This is a genomic window from Mesorhizobium marinum, assembly GCF_040813675.1.
Classification (GTDB): Bacteria; Pseudomonadota; Alphaproteobacteria; order Rhizobiales; family Rhizobiaceae; genus Mesorhizobium_K; species Mesorhizobium_K marinum.
In genome coordinates this window covers 247,197-266,812 of record NZ_JBFOCI010000003.1, presented here as the reverse complement: position 1 = coordinate 266,812, position 19,616 = coordinate 247,197, and the positions used below count along the sequence as shown (strand labels likewise).

Sequence of the window (19,616 nt, the reverse complement as noted above, 5' to 3'; positions counted from 1 at the left end):
GCATTTTCCCGAAACATGTGGCCTGCCGGTTTTGTCGCGGATCGCGGGCGTCGGGCCGCGGCGCCGCGGCCCCCGGAAACGCCCCCGCGCCCATCCGATCAGTCGAGCACGTCCTTCGATTTCACCGTGGAATCGGCGTTCAGCCGGTAGACGATCGGCACGCCTGTCGCGAGCTCCAGCTTGACGATCTCCTCGCCCGACTTGCCCTCGAGCGCCATGATCAGCGCGCGCAGCGAATTGCCGTGCGCGGCGACCAGCACCGTGCCGCCGCGCAGCACATGCGGCTGCATGTCGTGCATGTAGTAGGGCCAGACGCGGGCGCCGGTGTCCTTCAGGCTTTCGCCGCCGGGCGGCTGCACGTCGTAGGAGCGGCGCCAGATATGAACCTGCTCCTCGCCCCACTTGGCGCGCGCGTCGTCCTTGTTGAGGCCGGACAGGTCACCGTAGTCGCGCTCGTTGAGCGCCTGGTTGCGGATGGTCTCGAGGCCGCTCTGCCCGAGCACGTCGAGGATGATCTGGCAGGTCTTCTGCGCGCGCTGCAGCGCCGAGGTGAAGGCGATGTCGAACGTCACGCCGCGCGCCTTCAGCTTTTCTGCTCCGGCCCGCGCCTCCTCGCGGCCCTGGTCCGTCAGGTCGACGTCGCGCCAGCCGGTGAAGAGGTTCTTGAGGTTCCATTCGCTCTGGCCGTGGCGGACGAGCACCAGTGTACCGGACATGTAAGCTCCTTTATCGGGTTGAAGGGCGTGACTTCACGCGGCGTCCAGACCAAGGACGTCGCGCATCGAATAGAGGCCGGCCTTCCTGCCGCGGGCCCACAGCGCGGCCTTTACGGCGCCGCGCGCGAAGATCGCCCGGTCCTCCGCGACATGCGACAGCGTGATGCGCTCGCCTGGCCCGGCGAACAGCACGGAATGGTCGCCCGCGACCGAGCCGCCGCGCAGCGTGGCGAAGCCGATCGAGCCTTCCGGCCTGGGCCCGGTATGGCCGTCGCGCACCCGGACGCTGTTGTCCGCGAGGCCGATCGCGCGCCCCTTTGCGGCGGCCTCGCCGAGCAGCAGCGCCGTGCCGGACGGCGCGTCGACCTTGTGGCGGTGGTGCATTTCCAGAATCTCGATGTCGAAATCCTCGGGGCCGAGCGCCTTCGCCGCCTGTTCGACCAGAACCGCGAGCAGATTGACGCCGAGGCTCATGTTGCCGGACTTGACGATGGTCGCGTGGCGGGCGGCTGCGGCTATGCCCGCTTCGTGCTCGGGGCCGAGGCCGGTCGTGCCGATGACGTGAACGATGCGCGCCTGCGCCGCGTACCCCGCGAACTCGACCGTCGCGGCCGGCGCCGTGAAGTCGAGCACGCCATCGGCCTTGGCGAAGGCGGGCAGGGGGTCGTCGGCGATGGTCACGCCGATCGGGCCGAGCCCCGCCAGTTCGCCGGCGTCGCGGCCGATCTCGCTCGCTCCCTTGCGTTCGATGGCGGCGGCCAGCCTGGCGCCGGGCGTGGCGGCGATCGCGCGGATCAGCGCCTGGCCCATGCGCCCGGCGGCTCCCACGACGACGAGGCCCATGTCTGTCATTCCAGCGTTCCTTCCGGCGTATCAGTTGTGCCAGCGCCGGCCTTCGGTCTCGACGCCGAACGTATGCGGTGCGCGTGCATAGGCAGCCAGCCCGGCCAGTGCGCCGAGCGGATCGGTTATCACATAGACCGGAATTTCGGCCATCCATTCGCTGTGCGGCGCCTTGTCGTCGAAGGCGGCGCGAAAGTTGCCCGCCTTGAGGGCCGGTATGATCTTCTGGGCGATGCCGCCGGACAGGTAGACGCCGCCCTGCGCCTTGAAGACCAGCGCCAGGTCGCCGGCCGTGCGCCCCAGGCACGTGACGAACAGCGACAGCGCTTCCTCGGCGACGGAATCGCTCTTGTCGAGCGCCGCCCGCGTGACGGCGGCAGGCGTGGTGTGGACGATCTCCCTGCCGTCGGTGATCGCGACCGCGCGATAGGTGCTGACCAGGCCGCGGCCGCACAGGATCTGCTCGCCCGAGACGCGTCCGTCCAGGGGCTCGATATGCGGCCATATCTGGTAGTCGCGCGGCGTGCGCGGGCCGATGTCCATGTGGCCGCCTTCGCCGGGAACCGGGATCCATTTGCCGCTGGAGCGGATCAGCCCGGCGACGCCGAGGCCGGTGCCCGGTCCCAGCACGACGCGTCCGGCATGCGGCAGCGCCTCGCCGCCGCCGATCTTCTCCACGTGCTCGTCGCCCAGCGCCACCACGGCCAGCGCCTGCGCCTCGAAGTCGTTGAGCACGACGACGTCCTTCAGCCCGACGGTCTCCTCCATGGCCCTGGGCTTGACGATCCAGGGGCAGTTCGTCAGCGCGATCTCGTCGCCGTTGACCGGACCGGCGACTGCGATGACCGCCGAGCGTGGGCGGACGGACAGCCGCTCGATGACGGCGGTGCGGATCGCGTCGTCGATGGTGGCGAAGTCGGCGGTGCGCACGATCTGCGGCTCGCCCGGAATGGCGTCGGCATTGTCGATGACGGCGAAGCGCGCATTCGTGCCGCCGATGTCGGCGATCAGGATCGGGAATTCGAACGCGTCGGTCCGCTCGCTGGTGCTCGTCATGCCTTGCCTGGTCCTTCGATGGCTGCCGCCGCGCCTGCGCGCGCAAGCGGCTTGTCCGATCCGAACGGCCAGACCTATAGGCAGGTTTGACCCGTGAAGGAAGGGCGAAGCATTTGGCTCCAATCGACTTTGCGGGCGGGTTCTGCTTCAATGCCGATGCCTGACGGGCGCCGGCGCCGCCGGCGCGCATGCGCACGGGAGACAGGGATGAAGAAGTTTCTTCTGGCCGCAGTCATGGTTTGCGCGGCATTTCCCGCTGCCGCCGACCGCGAATACACGATCACCAAGATGAGCTGCAGCGCAGTGCAGTCCGCCGTCAATTCCAACGGCACGGTGATCTTGCGCTGGCGTTCGAAAAGCGGCATGCCGCTCTACGGACGCTATGTCTCGGACCGGCGTTTCTGCCGTTCGGGCGAGATCATCTCGTTCGCGAGCGTTCCGGCCGCCGACAAGTCCTGCAACGTCAAGAAGTGCGTCTACAAGATTCGCGATCGCTGACCGCGTGTCCCGTGGCGCCGGGCGGAAAATAGGCGCGGTAGCGCTACCAACTTTCCTTGCGTAAACAATTCGCCTTGGGCTAGGCTCCCTTCGCCGGCGCCGGGAGGAACACGATGCCGATGCGAACCGGCCAACGTGGAGGAGTATTGTCGATGAACAGACGTGAGTTTCTCATTTCGTCGGTGGCAGTGACGGCTCTGGTCGCCGCCGCGCCGGCCGCGTTCGCCCAGGACAAGCTGACCGTCCTTGGCTCGGTGCCCAGCCTGAGCTTTCCGTTCTTCGTTCACATGCTGAACCAGATCAAGGTCGAGGCCGAGGCGCAGGGCGTCAACCTCGTCGAGAGCGACGGCCAGAATTCGGCGCCGAAGCAGACCGCCGACATCGAGGCGGCGATCGTCCAGAAGGTCAATGCGATCGTGATCTCGCCGCTTGACGTCAACGCGCTCGCGCCGGCCGTGGAGCAGGCCGTGCAGGCCGGCATCCCGGTCGTCACGATCGACCGCCGCGTCGATGGCGTGGACGGCATCCTCGCGCATGTCGGCGCCGACAACGTCAAGGGCGGCGAAGCCGAGGCGCAAGCCATGGTCGACGCCTTCCCGAACGGCGCGAAAATCTTCCACCTGCAGGGCCAGCCCGGCGCCGGTCCGGCCATAGACCGCAACAAGGGCGTCCACAACGTCCTCGATTCCATGAAGGACAAGTACCAGATCGTCTTCGAGCAGACGGCGAACTTCGCGCGCGCCGAGGCGCTTTCGGTGACGGAGGCCGGACTTGCGGCCAACGGCAAGCCGGATGCCATCATCTGCGCCAACGATGACATGGCGCTCGGTGCGATGGAGGCGTGCGCGGCGCGCGGCTTCAACGACGTCAAGATCTACGGCTTCGACGCGCTTCCCGAGGCGCTGGTTGCCGTGCGCGACGGCAAGCTGGCGGGCACGGTCGAACAGTTCCCGGGCGAGCAGTCCCGCACGGCCGTCCGCATCGCGGTCGCCTATGCCAAGGACAAGACGGAGCCGGCCGAGAAAGTCGTGCTTTTGACGCCCATCGTCATCGGCAAGGACAATATCGACAAGGCCGAACGCATCGGCGAGACCCAGTAGGCGGCTCGTCGACGAAACGACAGGGCCGGCTCGCCGCAAGGCGGGCCGGTCGTGTGCCTTCCGCGCCAGTCACTGAGGGAGCACCGCTTGTCCCAAGCGCAAGCCGCAGCCGCGCCCGCCGGCGAAATCCTTCTCGCCGTCGAGGGGGTCAGCAAGCATTTTGCGGGCGTCACTGCGCTCGACGATGTATCGCTCGATGTCAGGCGGGGCGAAATCCTCGGACTGCTCGGCGAGAACGGCGCGGGCAAGTCGACGTTGCTGAAGATCCTGTCGGGCGTGCAGCCGCCCTCCAGCGGACGCATCGTTTTCGACGGCAGGGACTTCAGGCCGGCGAGCCCGGAGGAATCCAAGCGGCTCGGCATCGTCACCATCTACCAGGAACTCAGCCTGATCCCGACGCTGTCGGTGGCAGAGAATATCTTCGTCGGCCGCGCGCCGACCGGCCCGCTCGGCCTGGTCAACTGGCGCAGGATGGTCGAGGACTCGCGCCAGATCATCGCGCGCGTCGGCCTCGACATCGACCCGCGCACGCCGGTCTCCGCGCTTTCGGTGGCCGAGCAGCAACTCGTCGAGATCGCCCGCGCGCTTTCGCTGGAAAGCCGGCTGATCATCATGGACGAGCCGACCTCGGCGCTGACCGAATCCGAAGTGCAGCAACTGCTGTCCATCATGGACCGGCTGCGCAGCGACGGCGTCGCCATCATGTTCGTCACCCACAGGCTCGAGGAAGCCTCCTTCATCTGCGACCGCATGACCGTGCTGCGCGATGGCAGGCTGGCCGGCCACCTCGACCGCAAGGACGGTGCGCCGATCGAGATTCCCGGAATCATCGAGAAGATGGTCGGGCGCGCCGCGGCCGAACTCTATGCGCGGCCGCATCAGCGCGAGATTCCGGGCGGCGTCATGCTGTCGGTGCGCGGCCTGCGCACGGTTCGCGATCCGGAAGCCCCGCATGCGATCGTGCTCGAAGGTGTCGACCTCGACCTGAAGGCCGGCGAAATCCTTGGCGTCGCCGGCCTCGTCGGCTCCGGCCGCACCGAGCTTGCCCGCGCCATCTTCGGCGCCGATCGTATCGCCGCCGGGGCGATCACCCTCGACGGCAAGCCGATTGCCCCGGACTCGCCGGCCGAGGCCATCCGGCTCGGCATCGGGCTGGTGCCGGAGGACCGCAAGCACCAGGCGATCTTCGCCGCGCTCGGCATCCTGACCAATTTTTCGGTCGCCGCGCTGGGGCGGTTCAGCAACCGCTTCGGCATCATGGCCGAGCGTCGCGAGCGCGAGGCGCTGGCCGACTACAAGAAGATGCTGTCGATCCGCATGGCTTCGCCCGAACAGGCGATCGAGGGCCTGTCGGGCGGCAACCAGCAGAAGGTCGTCCTGGCCCGCTGGCTGGCGCGCGACCCGAAGGTGCTGATCGTCGACGAACCGACGCGCGGCGTCGATGTCGGGGCGAAGGCCGAAGTACACCAGATACTGGCGCAGCTCGCCGAGCGCGGCATCGCCATCATGATGATCTCCTCGGAGCTGCCGGAAGTGCTTGCGGTGTCCGACAGGATCGTCACCATGCGACGCGGCAGGATCACGGGCGAGATGCCCGCCATCGAGGCGACGGAGGAGAGGTTGATGGAGTTGATGGCGCTCGACAATCGGCCGGGGAGGGCGCAATGAGCAGCACCGTGGAACAGGGTCGGCGCAGCAGCGTCAACGTCACGCGGCTACTCGTCAACTTCGGGCCGCTGATCTTCCTCGCCGCGCTGATGGTCGTCTTCACGGTGATGAGCCCGAACTTCATCGATCCCATCAACCTGTTCAACATTCTGCGCCAGATCTCCATCACCGGTCTGATCGCGCTCGGCATGACCTTCGTCATCCTGACAGCCGGCATCGACCTGTCTGTCGGGTCGTTGCTCGCGCTTTGCGGCATGGTCGCCGCGGTCGTCGCCAAGGGCGGAACGGCCAACACGCTTTCGCTGTCGGCTGCCGGCGGCACCGGCTACGGCTGGTTCGCGGCACTTCTCGCCGCCGTCGCTGTCGGCGCGCTCGCCGGCTTCGTCCAGGGGCTCGCGATCACCCGGCTGAAGGTGCCGCCCTTCGTCGTCACCCTCGGCGGGCTCACCATCTTCCGCGGCCTGACGCTGACCATCTCGAACGGCGGTCCGATCTCCGGCTTCGACGCCTCCATGCGCTGGTTCGGCAACGGGCTCGTCGGCCCGGTTCCGGTGCCGGTCATCATCTTCGCGGTCGCTGCCATCCTGTGCCATATCGTGCTGCGCTACACGCGATACGGACGGGCGGTCTACGCGGTCGGCGGCAACGCGGAGGCCGCGCGCCTGTCCGGGCTGCGCGTCGATCGAATCCTGATCTCGGTCTACGTCATCGTCGGCTTCTTCGCCGGGCTGGCGTCCTTCGTGCTCTCGGCGCGCCTGAACTCCTCGGAGGCGGTCGCCGGCATCGGCTACGAACTGACGGTGATCTCCGCCGTCGTCATCGGCGGCACCTCGCTGTTCGGCGGCATCGGCAGCGTCGGCGGCACGGTGGTCGGGGCGGCGCTGATCGGCGTGCTGCAGAACGGGCTGCAGTTCAACAACGTGTCGTCCTACACGCAGTCGATCGTCATCGGCCTGATCCTCATCCTCGCCGTTGCCTTCGACCGCTTCCTGAAATCGCGCGTGAGCCGGTAGCGCCGGCGTTTGGCCGGCTCAGGCTGCGCGCGCAAGCAGGCGGCGCAGCACGAGCACGGCCACGGTCACCAGGATCAGGATCACCGAGATCGCGGCGATGGACGGGTCGATGTTGTCCCTGAGGCCCATCCACATCAGGCGCGGCAGGGTGATTGCGTTGACGCTGGTGATGAACAGCGTGACGCCGATCTCTTCCCACGACAAGACGAAGGACAGCAGCGCCGCCGCGACGATGCCGAACTTCACGTTGGGGATGATGATCTGCGTCGCCCGCTCCCAGGGGCTGGCGCCGAGGCCCCTGGCCGCGAGGTCGATGCGGCGGTCGACCTGGCTGAGCGCCACCAGGATCAGGACGGTGGCGAAGGGCACGGTCATGATCGAGTGCGCCATCGCCACGCCCAGCCACGTGTCGTAGCCGAACCAGGGGATGAAGCCCGACAGCGACGTCAGCAGGAAATAGAGCGTTATCGCCGACACCACCGGAGGCACGATCATCGGCAGCAGCACGAAGCCGACGAGCAGCGCCACGAAGCGCGGCTGGAACATCCAGACGCCGAGGCTGAAGGCGAGCGCGAGAAGCGTCGAGAAGGCGCTGCTGACGATACCGATGCGGATGCTGAGCAGGATGCTGTCGATCCAGCGCGGGTCCTCGATCAGCGCCCGGTAGTGCCGCAGCGAAAGTTCGCCGGACGGCATCGCCAGCATGCGCGACGGCGTGAACGACACCGGCACGACGGCGAGCAGCGGCATCAGCAGGAACAGCGCGACCAGCGCTGCTACGGCAAGAGAGACGGGGCCAGGACGATAGCTCGGCATGGCTACACCAGTTGCCTTGGTCGCACATAGCGGAACAACAGCGCCATCAGCGCGCTCACGAACACCACCAGGACGACGCTGATCGCTGCTCCCAGGCCCCAGTCGGGGCTCTGGAATATGCGCAGGTACACCAGTTCGGCCACCATCACGCTGCGGCCGCCGCCGAGGATGGCCGGCGTCACGAAGAAGCCGAGTGCGAAGACGAAGACGATCAGCGCCGCGCCGATGATGCCTGAAGCCGTCATCGGGACGAAGATCGTCCAGAAGGTCCGTGTCCGGCTTGCGCCCAGCCCCCGCGCGGCAAGCAGCACGCGGTCGTCGAGGCCCCGCATGGCCGACGCCAGCGGGAACACGGCGAACGGTGTCAGGAAATGCGTCATGCCGACGATGACGCCGAACTCGTTGCGCACCAGCGCAAGCGGCTCCGAGATGAAGCCGATCGATTGCAGCCAGGTGTTGATCAGTCCGCGGTTCGACAGCAGCGCGACCCAGCCGAAGGCGCGCGTCAGGACGGAGATCCAGAAGGGGATGAGAATGCAGAACTCCGCCATCATGCGCTGTGCCGGCGTGCCGCGCACCCAGACCAGGGCGATGGCGTAGGCGGCGGCCACCGACGAGATCGTCACCAGGACGCAGATGCGCAGCGTCCGGATGAAGACGGACTGGACGAGCGGGTCGCTGATCAGCGTGCGGTACTGCCCGATCCCCGGTTCGGGCAGCGTGAAGCTCCATTTGACGACACCGAGGAACGGCCATGCATAGGCGATGGCCAGGAAGAGGAGCAGCGGCGCCATGAGCAGCGCCGCGCCCTTCCGGTTCGAGAGATGTCGCATCCCGCCGCGGGTCAGGCGGAGATGATCTTGGTGTATTCGTCGAGCGCCGCGCCATAGTTGGCGGCGTACCAGTCCATGTCGAGCGCGATCTGCTTGCCCATGTTGGCGGGGTCGACGGGGTTGATCCGCCTCTTGTCCTCGGGGATCAGCGCATCGGCTGCGGGATTGGCCGGTCCCTGGCCGAGCTTGTCGAACATCACCAGTTCCTTCTCGGGGTCCTGGGTGCTGGCGATAAACTTCATCGCCGCTTCCTTGCCGCCGGGATTGCCCTTCAGGACGGCCAGCGCGCCGGGCGAGATCAGGCCCTGGTCCCAGATGAACTTGATCTGGCCGCCGGAATCCTGCTCGATCAGCGAGGCGCGCGTCGACCAGACGATCGCCATCGAGGCTTCGCCGTTGAGAAGCACGCTCTGGCTCTCGGCGCCGCCGCCCCAATAGGCGATGACGTTTTCCTTGAAGGCCGCGATCTTGTCATGCGCCCGCTTCAGGTCGAGCGGATAGAGTTCCGCCGGCGCGACGCCATCGGCGAGCAGCGCCGCCTCCCAGCTCGACACGCCCCACTTGTAGAGCGAGCGCTTGCCGGGGAACTTTTCCACATCGAAGAAGTCGGCCATGCCCTTCGGCGCCATGTCGCCGTATTTCGACGAGTCGTAGGCGATGACATAGGAGAAGAAGTAGGTCGAGGCGGCATAGTCCCAGCCGAAGCCCGGGCGGAACTTCGACTTGTCGACGATGGTGTAGTCGATCGGCTCGAGCATGCCCTTCTCGCCGAGCGTGATCGCCGAGAACGGATCGACGTCGACCAGGTCCCAGGTCGGCTTGCCGCTCTTGTACTGGGCCTCGATCGCGCCTTCGGTCGGCCCGGAGCCGTCCATCTTGACGACGATGCCGGTATCCTTGGCGAAGGGCTGTCCGTAGGCTGCGTCGTAGGCGGTGATGGCGTCGCCGCCCCAGTTCACCAGCACCAGTTCCTTGGCCTGTGCGAAGGCGCCGGACGACCGCAGCATCATCGGCGTCCCGGCAAACAGCAGCGCGGACAGCTGCGTGAACTGGCGCCGCGAAATCTCGCCCCGAGCCGCGCGGTGGACCAGCGACTCCATGGCCTGCTTCTTCATCTCGTTCATGTCGGTTCCCCTTTTTCGTTTCGTTGACTTCGATAGACTGGGCTTCGCTACCGCGCGAGCAGGATGCCCCTTTCTTCTGGCCAGGTGAGCCAGACCGAACTTCCGTTGCGCATGGCCGACGCTGCGACCTCGCTTGGTACCGAAACGGAGAGCCTGGTGCCCTGCCGGGTGACCATGTCGAGTTTCGTGGCCGCGCCGAGATAGGTGGATGCCGTCGTCGTCGCGGCGATGCCGTTCTCGCCGGGCTGCGCCGCGCTCTTGATCGTCATGTATTCGGGTCGGATCGCGAGAACCGCATCGCCGGTCACGTCGCCCGGCGAGCGCACCGTCACCGTGGCGTCCTCGCATCGGCCGGTTGCCGCGCCGCCCTCGTGCCGCACGCCGCTCAGCGGCAGCATGTTGATCTCGCCCAGGAATTCGGCGACGAACCGGTTCGCCGGCAGGTCGTAGACCTCCTGCGGCGTGCCGACCTGGAGCAGTTCGCCCTGGTTGAAGATGGCGATCCGCGAGGCGAGCGCCAGCGCCTCGCTCTGGTCGTGCGTGACGAACACGAAGGTCGTTCCGGTCTCCTGGTGCAGGCGCTTCATCTCCGCCTGCATCTGGCCGCGCAGGCTCTTGTCGAGCGCCGAGAACGGTTCGTCGAGAAGCAGCACGCCGGGCTCGAAGACGAGCGCCCGCGCCAGCGCCACACGCTGCTGCTGGCCGCCCGAGAGTTGCGAAGGCAGCTTGCGCTCGTGCCCCTGCAGGCCGACGCGTTCGATCATCTCGGCGACGCGCTGCTTGATGTCGGCCGCGGAACGCTTGCGCACCTTGAGCGGGAAGGCGATGTTCGCCTCGACGCTCATGTGCGGAAACAGGGCGTAGCCCTGGAAGACCATGCCGGCGGCGCGCTCTTCGGCCGGCCGGGTGGTGATGTCGGCGCCGTCGCTAAACAGGCGCCCTTCGCTCGGCGGAAGGAAGCCGGCGAGGATCATCAGGAACGTCGTCTTGCCGGAGCCGGACGGTCCGAGCAGCGCCAGGAACTCGCCGCGGCCGATGTCGAGCGTCAGGTCGTTCAGCGCGCGAAACTGGCCGAAGCTCTTGCCGATCCCGATCGCCTTGATTTCCGCGGCCCGTCCAGGCTGATGCATGCGGCCATCCCTGACTGTTCCTTCGAAATGGTAGGCAGGGATCGTTCGCCCGGCAATCGAATAGTTTTCGCCCGACCGGCAAATTTCATTCACTATTGCTCATGCAAGCGACAGGCTCTGGCGGGGAGCGGTTTCGGCCAGCCTGGACTGCAGCCAGCTGCCGAAGGCCCTGGCGATCGGGTGGTCGGCCTTGGCGCGCTCGGCGACGAGGAAGTATGAGCGCGGCGATTTGATGGCGATGTCGAACGGCCGCACCAGCCGTCCCTCGTCGAGCGCCTTGCGGCTTGTCAGTTCGTCGCCCATGGCGATGCCTTGCCCGGCGATGGCGGCGGAGAAGACCAGGTTCATGTCGGAAAAAACGGTGCCGCATTCGGGATCGGGATTTTCCACGCCGGTCGCCGCGAACCAGCGCGACCAGTCCTCGAAGTCCACCAGATGCAGGAGACGGGCGCGCAGCAGGTCCTGCGGCTTGGGCAGGCCGCCCAGCTTGTTGAGCAGGCTCGGGCTGCAAAGCGGCGTGAACTCGATGTCGCACAACAGTTCGACCGCGTGGCTTGGCCAGTTGCCGATGCCGAACGCGATGAACACGTCGGCGTCCGGGCTGGTCACGTCGTCGAGCCGGCGCGGCGTCTGGATGCTCAGCGCCACGTCCGGATACATGTCCTGAAACCCGCCGATATGGGTGCACAGCCAGAGCGATGCGAAACCGGGCGTGCAACTGACGCTGAACGAACCGGCGACCCCCTTGCTTTCGTGGCGCGCCGCGGCTTCGCCGATGACGGAAAGCGCCTTTCGCACGTCGAGCGCATAGCGCCGGCCCTGCGGCGTCAGCGTCACGCCCTTGCCGACCCGTTGCAGGAGTTCGAAGCCGAGGTCGCGCTCGAGGAGCCGCAGCTGGTGGCTGACGGCGCTGCGTGTCAGGTGCAACTCGTCGGCCGCGCGCCAGACGCTGCCGTGTCTTGCAAAACTGTCCAGCGCGCGCAGCGCCTGGGTCGATGGAATGCGCAGGGTAGCTCCTTGAGGTGAATGGAATTTGCGCGAAGGCAAAAAACATATCACTTTTTGAGCGGCGCGTTCACTGCTTTCCTCGGCCGACGGAGGAAATCGGTGATGACGCCGGCACAGACGACCGCGCTCGAATTTGTCGATGGGACACGGCATCTGCTGTCGGCCTGGACGCGGACGATCTTCGATTTCGGCGAGACGGCCTGGCGCGAATACCAGTCGGCGGCCTGGTACGTGGACCTGCTGAAGCGCGAGGGGTTTTCCGTCGAGGAAGGCTCCGGCGGCATGCCGACCGCCTTCTGCGCGCATTGGACGAACGGACCCGGTCCGACCATCGGCATGTATGCCGAGTATGACGCCGTGCCCGGCAACTGCCAGGACGCGGCCACCGTCAGGCGGCCCCGTCCTGGCCTCAATGAACATGCCGGCGGCCACACCGATCCGCATTCCGCGCTCGGCATGTCGAGCCTCGGCGCCCTGCTGGCGACCAGGGCCGCGATGCAGCGTCATGGCTTGCAGGGAAGCCTGCGGTTCACGGGCGAGCCCGCCGAGAAGGTGAGGGGCTCCAAGCCGATCCACGCCGCCAGGGGCTATTATGACGGGCTGGACGCGATGCTCTCCTTTCACCCGTTCTACATGCTGCCGCTCTGCAACACGGTGCGTTGGGACACGCATTGCGGCGCCGCCTACGCCATGATCTACCGTTTCGTCTGCGACACGCCCGAGGCATGGGCGAGGGCGGCAGGCGACGGCGCGCCGATCCCGCAGTCGCATTCGGCGGTGCGCGCGCCGGGCGCCAACGACGCGCTGATGATGATGTACATGGCCTCCAAGGCGCTGCGCGATTCGATGCTGCCGCATCAGGGCGGCTGGTCGATCAGTGAGGCGATCCTCACAGCCGGCCAGGCGACGGCCGACAATCTGCCGGCGGGCCTGGCCGAGATCCAGTACATGATCCGCGTGCCGACCGTGGCCATGGCGGAGCAGGCGACGGCGATGCTCGACGCCAATGCCGACGCGGCCGCGCGCATGACGGGCTGTCGCTATGAACGGCATTGGGTCTCAAAATCGAGGCCGGGCCTGGCCAACCACGCCATGGCGCGGATCGCCCATGAGGCGCTTGAAACGGTCGGCGCGCCGCGCTGGGACGAGGCCGGCAAGGCGGTCGCCCGGGAGATCCAGCGCAATGCCGGGGTGGAGCCCATGGCCGAGCCGCTGCTCGACGAATGCGAGAGGCTGATCGATCCCCGGGAGGCGGAAGCGATCCTGCGGCGCGACCTTGCGCCGTCGCAGCTCAACTCGACCTCCGACGACTACACCGAGATGTGCTGGCACGCGCCGACGGCGCGCATCTACGTGGCGCGGCCGGCGCTGAAGGGGCCGCCCGGCTTTGCATACCCGTCCTGGGTGATGAACGCGCTCGGCGGCATCGCCGAAACCATCGATCCGATGGTGGTTTGCGCATCGAAAGTGCTTGCCTTGTCCGCGCTCCGCCTGGTCGAGGATAGGGCGGCGCGCGACGCCGCCCGCCTGGAATTCGTCGAACGCACGGGCGGCGGTGTCGGCGGCGACCGCTGGCTGCCGCCGCTCTGCGACTACCAACCGCCGATCCATTTCCGCTGGCCGGAATATGTCACCACGCCGCGCGGCCGCGACTGGTGGATTCCGTCCGTTCCCGCCGCCTGAACCGAGGAGACCGACATGACGCGTCACGAAACGATCGCCGAGCCCTTTTCGCTCCAGCGCCGCGATCCGGCGGGCGGCACGGCGCCGCTGCGCAACTGGGGCTTCCGCAACGAGACCGACCCGCTGACCGACGTGCTGCTGGGATCGCCGGCCTATCTGCGCCATCTTGCGACCAGTTCGCTGTCGCGCAAGCACCTGCGCGAGAACCCCTGCAACATCCAGACCGCCCAGGCGCAGCACAAGGATCTGGTCGCCGCCTACGAGAACTTCGGCGTGAAGGTCCACTGGCACGATCCGACCCCGGAACTGCCGATGCAGGTCTATTCACGCGATTCCAGCGTCATGACCCCCTATGGCGCGATCATCACCGCGATGGCCAACTGGTGGCGGCGCGGCGAGAACTACGCAGCCATCCGCACCTACGAGAAGCTCGGCATCCCGATCTACGACATGGTGACGGCCGGCACCTTCGAGGGCGGCGACTTCAACGTCATCGAGGAGGGCGTCGTGCTGATCGGCTGCGGCGGCGCGCGAACCCAGGAGGAGGGCGCCCGCCAGGTGCAGGAGTGGTTCGAGAAGGAAGGCTGGGAAACCAGGCTTGCCTTCATCGACGAATACTACGTGCACATCGACCTGATGGTGGTGCCGATCGCCGATAGACTGACGGCCGTCTGCCTCGCCTGCACCGAGCCCGGCATCGTCGACTGGCTGAAGGGCAAGGGCCATGAGATCGTCGACGTGCCGTTCCAGGACACGATGGCGCTCGGCTGCAACTTCATGTCGCTCGGCAGGGACCGCGTCATCGCGCCGACCGTGTCGAAGACGCTGATCGAAAAGCTCAAGGCGCTGGGTTTCGATGTCGCCGCCGTCGACATGAGCGAGATCTCGAAGACGGGCGGCGGCATCCATTGCATGGCCCAGGCCCTGAGGCGCGCACCGGAATGACCGGGCGTGTGGCGGACGCGGGCGGTTCAGGCGCGGACTACAGCGCCTGGCTGCTCGTTCCTTGCCTTCGGCCGCGCTGGCTCAGCGCCGTTCCAGCACCGGCACGCAGACGTCCAGGTCGTGCGTGGCGAGGTGGGAATAGCGCATCGTCATCTGCAGCGTCTGGTGTCCGAGCCACATCTGCACGCGGCGGATGTCGATGCCGCCGCGCACCAGCCGCGACGCGCAGGTGTGGCGCAGCGTGTGGGGCACCAGTTCGCTGTCGGTGGCAAGCCCGATCTCGGCCTTCGCCTTGTGCCAGACGGCGCGGAACTGGTATTGCTTGATTTTTGCGAATGGCCCCGGCGACCGGCGGTCCATGCCACTAAGTATGTCCTTGACACGGCTGGTAAGCGGGACTGAACGGCTGCGACCCGACTTGGTCAGCCAGAAGGATGCCGAGCCGTTGTGGATATCGTTCCAGCGCAGGCCGATCGCTTCGCCGAGCCTGGCGCCGGTATCCACCAGGAAAACGGACAGTTCATGGTATTCGACGGAGTGAAAGCGAATGCGATCGAAGAGGCGGTCCTCTTCGTCTATCTCGAGAAAGCGGATGCGCCCGCTTTTTTCCTTCTGCCGGCGAAATTCCGGTAGGTTTTAGATATTTCCCATCTTGTACGCCTTGCGCAGCAACTTGCTGAGCGCAGCCATCTTCCTGTTGATCGTTGCATTGCTGTTGCCGCGATCTCTGAGGGCTTGCACAAGCCCGTCCAAAGTCTCCTGATCGAAAGTGCTGAACCTCTGACCCAGAAGTATTTCGTCAATTTCTCCTAGAAATGACCTTACATTATCTTTGTGACGTCCTTCATTCCATAGCACGGCCCCGTGAGCCGAGAAAAGTTCTGAAATAGTATAAGTATCAACTTTCTTGACAATCCGCTCGCCGCCGTAGGTGAAGCTTATCGTCTGATTTCCGTCCGGCGGCGGAATCGCGTTCTGCTTTGCTAGGTGATCAGCCCATTTTGACATTTTCATTTCCCAAATTCGCGAGGCTTCTTACGACGCTTCGCGGTCTGGATGAAGTTCAATTTCTGGCCGATATGCACAAGGCCGCCACCCCCTCCTGGCGGATACCCCTGGCAGACTAGTGCCTGAAGCGGCCCGGGTTTTCTGACCCGGGCCGCTTCGGTTTGTTTGTCAGCCGGCCTTCTAGACGCCGGCACTGGCTGGATCAGCCGCCGAAGTTGGCCTGGAAGCGGAGGAAGCCGCCCCAGTTGTCGCCGTCGTAGCCCATGTCGTCGTCAAAGTTGTCGTAGTAGACGACTTCCGGCTTGATGAGGAAGTTGTTGACCAGGTAGTAGTCGAGGCCAACCACCGTCGAGAAGTTATCGGCGTCATCATAGCCGACTTCGACGTTGAGCGTGGTCTTCTCGTTGAACTTCCAGGCGCCGCCGACCCACAAGGCCCAGTCGCCGCCCCACTGGCCGTAATAGTTCGGGCCAGTCGTCATGTTGCGGACGATGTCCTCGTCCTTGGAAGCCCAGCCGGCCATCACGAAGGCCGAGAGAGCGTCGCCGATGTTGAAGTCGACGCGACCCTTGACGGCGACTTCTTCCCAGACCGAGTCGTAGCCGGCAACGAGCGACACGCCACCCCAGCCGCCGGTGTAGCCGACGCCGCCGACGACATGCGGCACGTAGCTGTCGATCGAGTAGATGTTCGGGTCGGACGAGTTGAGCGAACCATTGCCGTCACCGGTTTCAAGAGCGACCGCGGCGGAGAAGCCGTTGCCACCGTTGAAGGTGTAGGCGATCTGGTGCGTGCCGAACGGACCGTAGGGGACGATACCGTCGTTCGCGACGCCCGACGCGTAGCCGGTGAAGGTCGAGAACAGCGAGTCCGTCTTGCCGACGCGGAAGCCGCCGAGCTCGATGTAGGCATGCTCAATGCCGACATAGTCGGACGAATCCGTGACCAACGGAACGGAACTCGAGTAATAGTTGCCGTTGGTGTCGTAGTTGAAGTTGATCGCGGCGTAGGTGCGCAGCGTGCCGAGCTCGGTTTCGGCACGGCTGTCGACGCGCAGCTGGAAGCGGGCGCGCTTGAAATACGTGTCGTTCAGATCGCCGTCTTCTTTGTCCCGGATATCCGTAAGACCGTTGTAGCCAACGCCGATGTCGTAGCGGACGTAGCCGGAGACCTTCAAGCAGGTCTCGGTGCCCGGGATGTAGTAGAAGCCGACGCCGTACGTGTCGCAGATGCGAACGTATTCCATCGGTTCCGGCTCAGCGATCACCACCGCGTCGGCGGCGCGCGCACCGGACACTGCGACCATCGCCGCAGCAGAGCCGAGAAGCAGCCCCTTGATGTTCATTTTCTGACCTCCAGTCAAAAAATGACATGCATTGAAATCATTGAGTTTTTCCCATCGACATCGGTTGGGCGACGGGTTCAGGGAGAAGCTGGCATGGCGGCCGCATGCCAATCAAAGGACGCGGCCCGGGCATCGGGGTGAGCGAATCGTGCCGGGAAGCGGCCGGTCAGGACGTGGGACGGGCGCCCGGCGCGAACCGGCCGGGCGGCATGCGCCTCGCGGCGACCGGCCTGCCGCCCCCGCGCAGCAACGGTCCGGACTAGGGCGCGTACTCAATAGGCCTTGCTGATTGGTCGCGGTGTTGATTCAAGGGTTCCGGAAGGAGGCCTTGAAATGGCGCGATACGATCTGAACGAGGCGGAGTGGCGGATTGTCGAGCCGCTACTTCCTGCGGCTGGCAAGGGTAAGCGTCGGGTTGACGACCGTCGGGTGGTCAACGGCATCTTCTATGTGCTGAGGACAGGATCGCCGTGGCGTGATCTGCCGGAACGGTATGGGCCATACACGACGGTCTACAACCGCTTCAATCGTTGGGCCAAGAAGGGGGTATGGCTCGGCCTGTTCGAGGCCCTGGCGGCCCAGTCGCCGCAGTCTCTTCACCTGATCGACTCGTCGATCGTGCGGGCCCACCAGCACGCAGCCGGTGGAAAAAAGGGGGTCCGGATCACGCCATCGGCCGTTCTCGTGGCGGACTGAGCACCAAGATCCATGCCGTCGTCGATCAAGACGGACTGCCGGTCCGGTTGTTGATCACGCCTGGGCAGGCGTCAGACAAGACCGCCGTGCCAGATCTTCTGGCGGGATTGCCGCCAGCTCGGGCGCTCGTCGCCGACCGTGGCTACGACAGCCGCGCCATCATCGATCTCGTCCGCAGGGCAGGCGGTGAGGCCCATATCCCGACCCAGAGCCGCGTCAAGGCCCAACGCTCCGTCGATCACGAACTCTACAGACGCCGCAACCTGGTCGAGCGCTTCTTCTGCAAGATCAAGCAGTTCCGGCGCATCGCCACTCGCTTCGAAAAGCACGCCACGAACTTCCTCGCCGCTGTCGCACTCGCTTCGGCTAGACTCTGGATGCGTTCAGTTGAGTCCACGCCCTAGACGTCCGCCAGGTCGCCGAGCGATTCGATCAGTGGCTGGATCTTGTGTTCGTACTTCTTCCAGCGCTTGACCGACGATCTGTAGATCGGCTGGCGCACCTGCCAGCGGCTCGGCGTCGTCACCGAGCGATCGGTTTCGTAGAAGCGAAGGCAGGCATCGTCCCAGGGCAGGCCGAGGAACTCGATCAGGCGCCGCGTTTCGGCCTCCTGGTCGGCGATCATCGTCTCGTAGTTGGCCTCGAAAATGCGGCCCGGGAGGAGCGTATTCCAGTGCTGCATCAGGCGGCGGTACTCGCGGTAGTACAGCCCGAGCGTATGCAGGTCGGTGTTGTAGCCGTGATTCTCGTTGAACGTGTTGAAGAAGCACGAGACGCAGTTGTCGATCGGGTCGCGCGTGCAATGGATGATCTTCGCGTTCGGGAAGAGCAGCGCGATCATGCCCACGTGCTGAAAATTATGTGGCATTTTATCGACGATACGGGCCGCCGAGGGCGCCGTGCCCCGTATGAAGTCGAGATATTCGCGCGCCATCGACCGCGCCTCGTCGCGGGTAATGGATTGCAGGGTCTTCTTTATCGATCCGTCCGGCGCCTGATTGTAGCCTCCGGTCCGCACGACCGTTCCGAGCTTGCTCAACTCGCCCGCGCCATGGACGGCGGGATGGCTGGCGCAGATCTGTTCGGTCAGAGTCGTGCCGGAACGCGGCATGCCGACGATGAACACCGGCGCCTCTGACGGGTTGCCGTAGCCGGCCTTCGACTTCAGCAGTTGCGGCGTGAACCCGGCTACGAGGCTATCGATCTTCCGGCGGAACGCGTCGAGGTCGAAGCCGTGGCCGCTGACGATCTTGCTTTCCTGGAAGTGGTCGATGGCCGAATCGTATTTCCCGAGATCGTTCAGGATCTTGCCGGCCGCGTGATGTAGCGACACGCTCTCTTTCGGAGGAAGCCCGTTTTCCTCCAGCTTTTCCAGGATCGCCTTGAGTTCGGCCGGTTCGGTCGAGAACTTTCGGGTGTCGGCCAAGGTGCGATACGAAGCCGCCACGCGATGCCCGAGCGCGATGTTTTCGCGCAGGAGATCCGCCGCCTCTTCCATCCGGCCGAGCGCAATCAGCGCGTTGGCATGGTCGAGGCGCAGCGAGGGGTGTTCCGGCATCGACCGCAAGGCCTCTTCGAACTGCGGCAGGGCGAGTTCGGCTTTTCCGGCGGCCGTATAGGCCTGGCCGAGCCCGCCAAGCGCGGCCGGTTTGCCCGGCTGCAGCGAAAGCGCTTCCCGGAAGTGCTTGATTGCGTTGTCGTGTTCGTGCGCCTCGCTGTAGGTCGCCGCGAGCACAAGATGTGTCTCGACCGACTTCGGCTGCCGCGCTAGCGCCTTCCTGAAGAAAATCAGGGCCAGCCCGAGATCGTCGACGCCGCGCGCCAGTGAGCCGGCCAGCAGCAGCGCCTGCGCATTGCCGGGATCGCGGGCCAGCACCATGACACAGTGCTTTTCGGCCTCGGTGAAATCACCCTTGTCGTGGAACTCCTTGGCGCGCCGAAGCAACTCGTCGACGCCGTTGACGGTCTTCTTGGCAACCGGCGGCGGCGTCGCCGGACGTCGGACGGGCTTCAGGTGCTTGGCGAACGAGGCGGGCAGTCTGCTCATCGAGATTGCCTAGCAACAAGCGGGCGGCAAATCCAGTCGAAGGGTTCGTCACCAGGGCATGAGAAGTTCCAACGGGCTGGATCAAAG

Annotated in this window: 17 protein-coding genes and 1 pseudogene; 7 read left to right on the top strand and 11 right to left on the bottom strand. The window is 65.7% G+C overall.

Translation table 11 applies throughout. From position 1 onward, the window contains the following. Positions 1 to 98: 98 nt before the first annotated feature. The 3 genes from ABUE31_RS12135 to ABUE31_RS12125 are packed head-to-tail and all read right to left on the bottom strand — an operon-like array spanning position 99 to position 2,615. Entirely contained in the window at positions 99 to 716 is a 618-nt protein-coding gene (locus ABUE31_RS12135) for a 2,3-bisphosphoglycerate-dependent phosphoglycerate mutase (RefSeq protein WP_367723862.1), read from the bottom strand. 33 nt (positions 717 to 749) lie between these two features. Next, a complete protein-coding gene (gene dapB / locus ABUE31_RS12130) occupies positions 750 to 1,568 on the bottom strand; it encodes a 4-hydroxy-tetrahydrodipicolinate reductase (protein WP_367723861.1) in 819 nt (272 codons plus the stop codon). A 21-nt stretch (positions 1,569 to 1,589) separates the two neighbouring features. Beyond that, on the bottom strand, positions 1,590 to 2,615 hold the full coding sequence (locus ABUE31_RS12125) for a glucokinase (RefSeq protein ID WP_367723860.1): 1,026 nt from the start codon (positions 2,613 to 2,615) through the stop codon (positions 1,590 to 1,592). A 207-nt stretch (positions 2,616 to 2,822) separates the two neighbouring features. Between ABUE31_RS12125 and ABUE31_RS12120 the strand changes: the two genes are divergently transcribed. The 4 genes from ABUE31_RS12120 to ABUE31_RS12105 all read left to right on the top strand — a co-directional run bounded on the left by ABUE31_RS12120 (position 2,823) and on the right by ABUE31_RS12105 (position 6,894). Further along, the gene (locus ABUE31_RS12120) at positions 2,823 to 3,113 is read left to right on the top strand and encodes a hypothetical protein (protein ID WP_367723859.1); all 291 of its coding nucleotides are present in this window, start codon (positions 2,823 to 2,825) and stop codon (positions 3,111 to 3,113) included. Positions 3,114 to 3,265: 152 nt separating this feature from the next. Continuing rightward, a complete protein-coding gene (locus ABUE31_RS12115; RefSeq protein ID WP_367723858.1) occupies positions 3,266 to 4,213 on the top strand; it encodes a substrate-binding domain-containing protein in 948 nt (315 codons plus the stop codon). A gap of 87 nt (positions 4,214 to 4,300) precedes the next feature. Then, positions 4,301 to 5,881: a sugar ABC transporter ATP-binding protein gene (locus tag ABUE31_RS12110; protein ID WP_367723857.1), complete on the top strand. Its 1,581-nt coding sequence runs from the start codon at positions 4,301 to 4,303 to the stop codon at positions 5,879 to 5,881. After that, positions 5,878 to 6,894, top strand: coding sequence for an ABC transporter permease (locus tag ABUE31_RS12105; RefSeq protein WP_367723856.1), 1,017 nt, complete (start codon positions 5,878 to 5,880; stop codon positions 6,892 to 6,894). The genes ABUE31_RS12110 and ABUE31_RS12105 overlap by 4 nt, the downstream gene beginning before the upstream one ends. Positions 6,895 to 6,912: 18 nt before the next feature. Here the strand turns inward: ABUE31_RS12105 and ABUE31_RS12100 are convergent, their stop codons facing one another. The 5 genes from ABUE31_RS12100 to ABUE31_RS12080 all read right to left on the bottom strand — a co-directional run bounded on the left by ABUE31_RS12100 (position 6,913) and on the right by ABUE31_RS12080 (position 11,805). Further along, positions 6,913 to 7,710: an ABC transporter permease gene (locus tag ABUE31_RS12100; protein ID WP_367723854.1), complete on the bottom strand. Its 798-nt coding sequence runs from the start codon at positions 7,708 to 7,710 to the stop codon at positions 6,913 to 6,915. 2 nt (positions 7,711 to 7,712) lie between these two features. Then, a complete protein-coding gene (locus tag ABUE31_RS12095; RefSeq protein ID WP_367723853.1) occupies positions 7,713 to 8,543 on the bottom strand; it encodes an ABC transporter permease in 831 nt (276 codons plus the stop codon). A gap of 11 nt (positions 8,544 to 8,554) precedes the next feature. Then, positions 8,555 to 9,667 (bottom strand): ABC transporter substrate-binding protein, encoded by a 1,113-nt coding sequence (locus ABUE31_RS12090; RefSeq protein ID WP_367723852.1) that lies wholly within the window; start codon positions 9,665 to 9,667, stop codon positions 8,555 to 8,557. A 47-nt stretch (positions 9,668 to 9,714) separates the two neighbouring features. Continuing rightward, complete coding sequence (locus tag ABUE31_RS12085; RefSeq protein ID WP_367723851.1) at positions 9,715 to 10,797, bottom strand: ABC transporter ATP-binding protein; 1,083 nt, start codon at positions 10,795 to 10,797, stop codon at positions 9,715 to 9,717. A gap of 99 nt (positions 10,798 to 10,896) precedes the next feature. Continuing rightward, the gene (locus ABUE31_RS12080) at positions 10,897 to 11,805 is read right to left on the bottom strand and encodes a LysR substrate-binding domain-containing protein (protein ID WP_367724164.1); all 909 of its coding nucleotides are present in this window, start codon (positions 11,803 to 11,805) and stop codon (positions 10,897 to 10,899) included. A gap of 102 nt (positions 11,806 to 11,907) precedes the next feature. Here ABUE31_RS12080 and ABUE31_RS12075 point away from each other — a divergent pair, with 102 nt between their 5' ends. Beyond that, positions 11,908 to 13,488: a zinc-binding metallopeptidase family protein gene (locus ABUE31_RS12075; protein ID WP_367723850.1), complete on the top strand. Its 1,581-nt coding sequence runs from the start codon at positions 11,908 to 11,910 to the stop codon at positions 13,486 to 13,488. 15 nt (positions 13,489 to 13,503) lie between these two features. Continuing rightward, entirely contained in the window at positions 13,504 to 14,433 is a 930-nt protein-coding gene (locus tag ABUE31_RS12070) for a dimethylarginine dimethylaminohydrolase family protein (RefSeq protein ID WP_367723849.1), read from the top strand. An 81-nt stretch (positions 14,434 to 14,514) separates the two neighbouring features. Here ABUE31_RS12070 and ABUE31_RS12065 read toward each other — a convergent pair. Together ABUE31_RS12065 and ABUE31_RS12060 are read right to left on the bottom strand one after the other, a co-directional pair. Continuing rightward, positions 14,515 to 15,441: pseudogene (locus tag ABUE31_RS12065) on the bottom strand (tyrosine-type recombinase/integrase). A gap of 202 nt (positions 15,442 to 15,643) precedes the next feature. Then, positions 15,644 to 16,786 (bottom strand): porin, encoded by a 1,143-nt coding sequence (locus tag ABUE31_RS12060; RefSeq protein WP_367723848.1) that lies wholly within the window; start codon positions 16,784 to 16,786, stop codon positions 15,644 to 15,646. Between the two features lie 333 nt (positions 16,787 to 17,119). On the opposite strand from ABUE31_RS12060, the gene ABUE31_RS12055 reads away from it, so the two are divergent. Beyond that, a protein-coding gene (locus ABUE31_RS12055; protein ID WP_367722482.1) for an IS5 family transposase occupies positions 17,120 to 17,886 on the top strand; the annotation gives its coding sequence in 2 pieces (ribosomal slippage) (positions 17,120 to 17,444 and positions 17,444 to 17,886; 768 coding nt in all). On the opposite strand, the gene ABUE31_RS12050 is transcribed toward ABUE31_RS12055, so the two are convergent. Beyond that, entirely contained in the window at positions 17,883 to 19,529 is a 1,647-nt protein-coding gene (locus tag ABUE31_RS12050; RefSeq protein WP_367723847.1) for a tetratricopeptide repeat-containing sulfotransferase family protein, read from the bottom strand. The two genes, ABUE31_RS12055 and ABUE31_RS12050, sit on opposite strands and share 4 nt — an antisense overlap. Positions 19,530 to 19,616 lie beyond the last annotated feature (87 nt).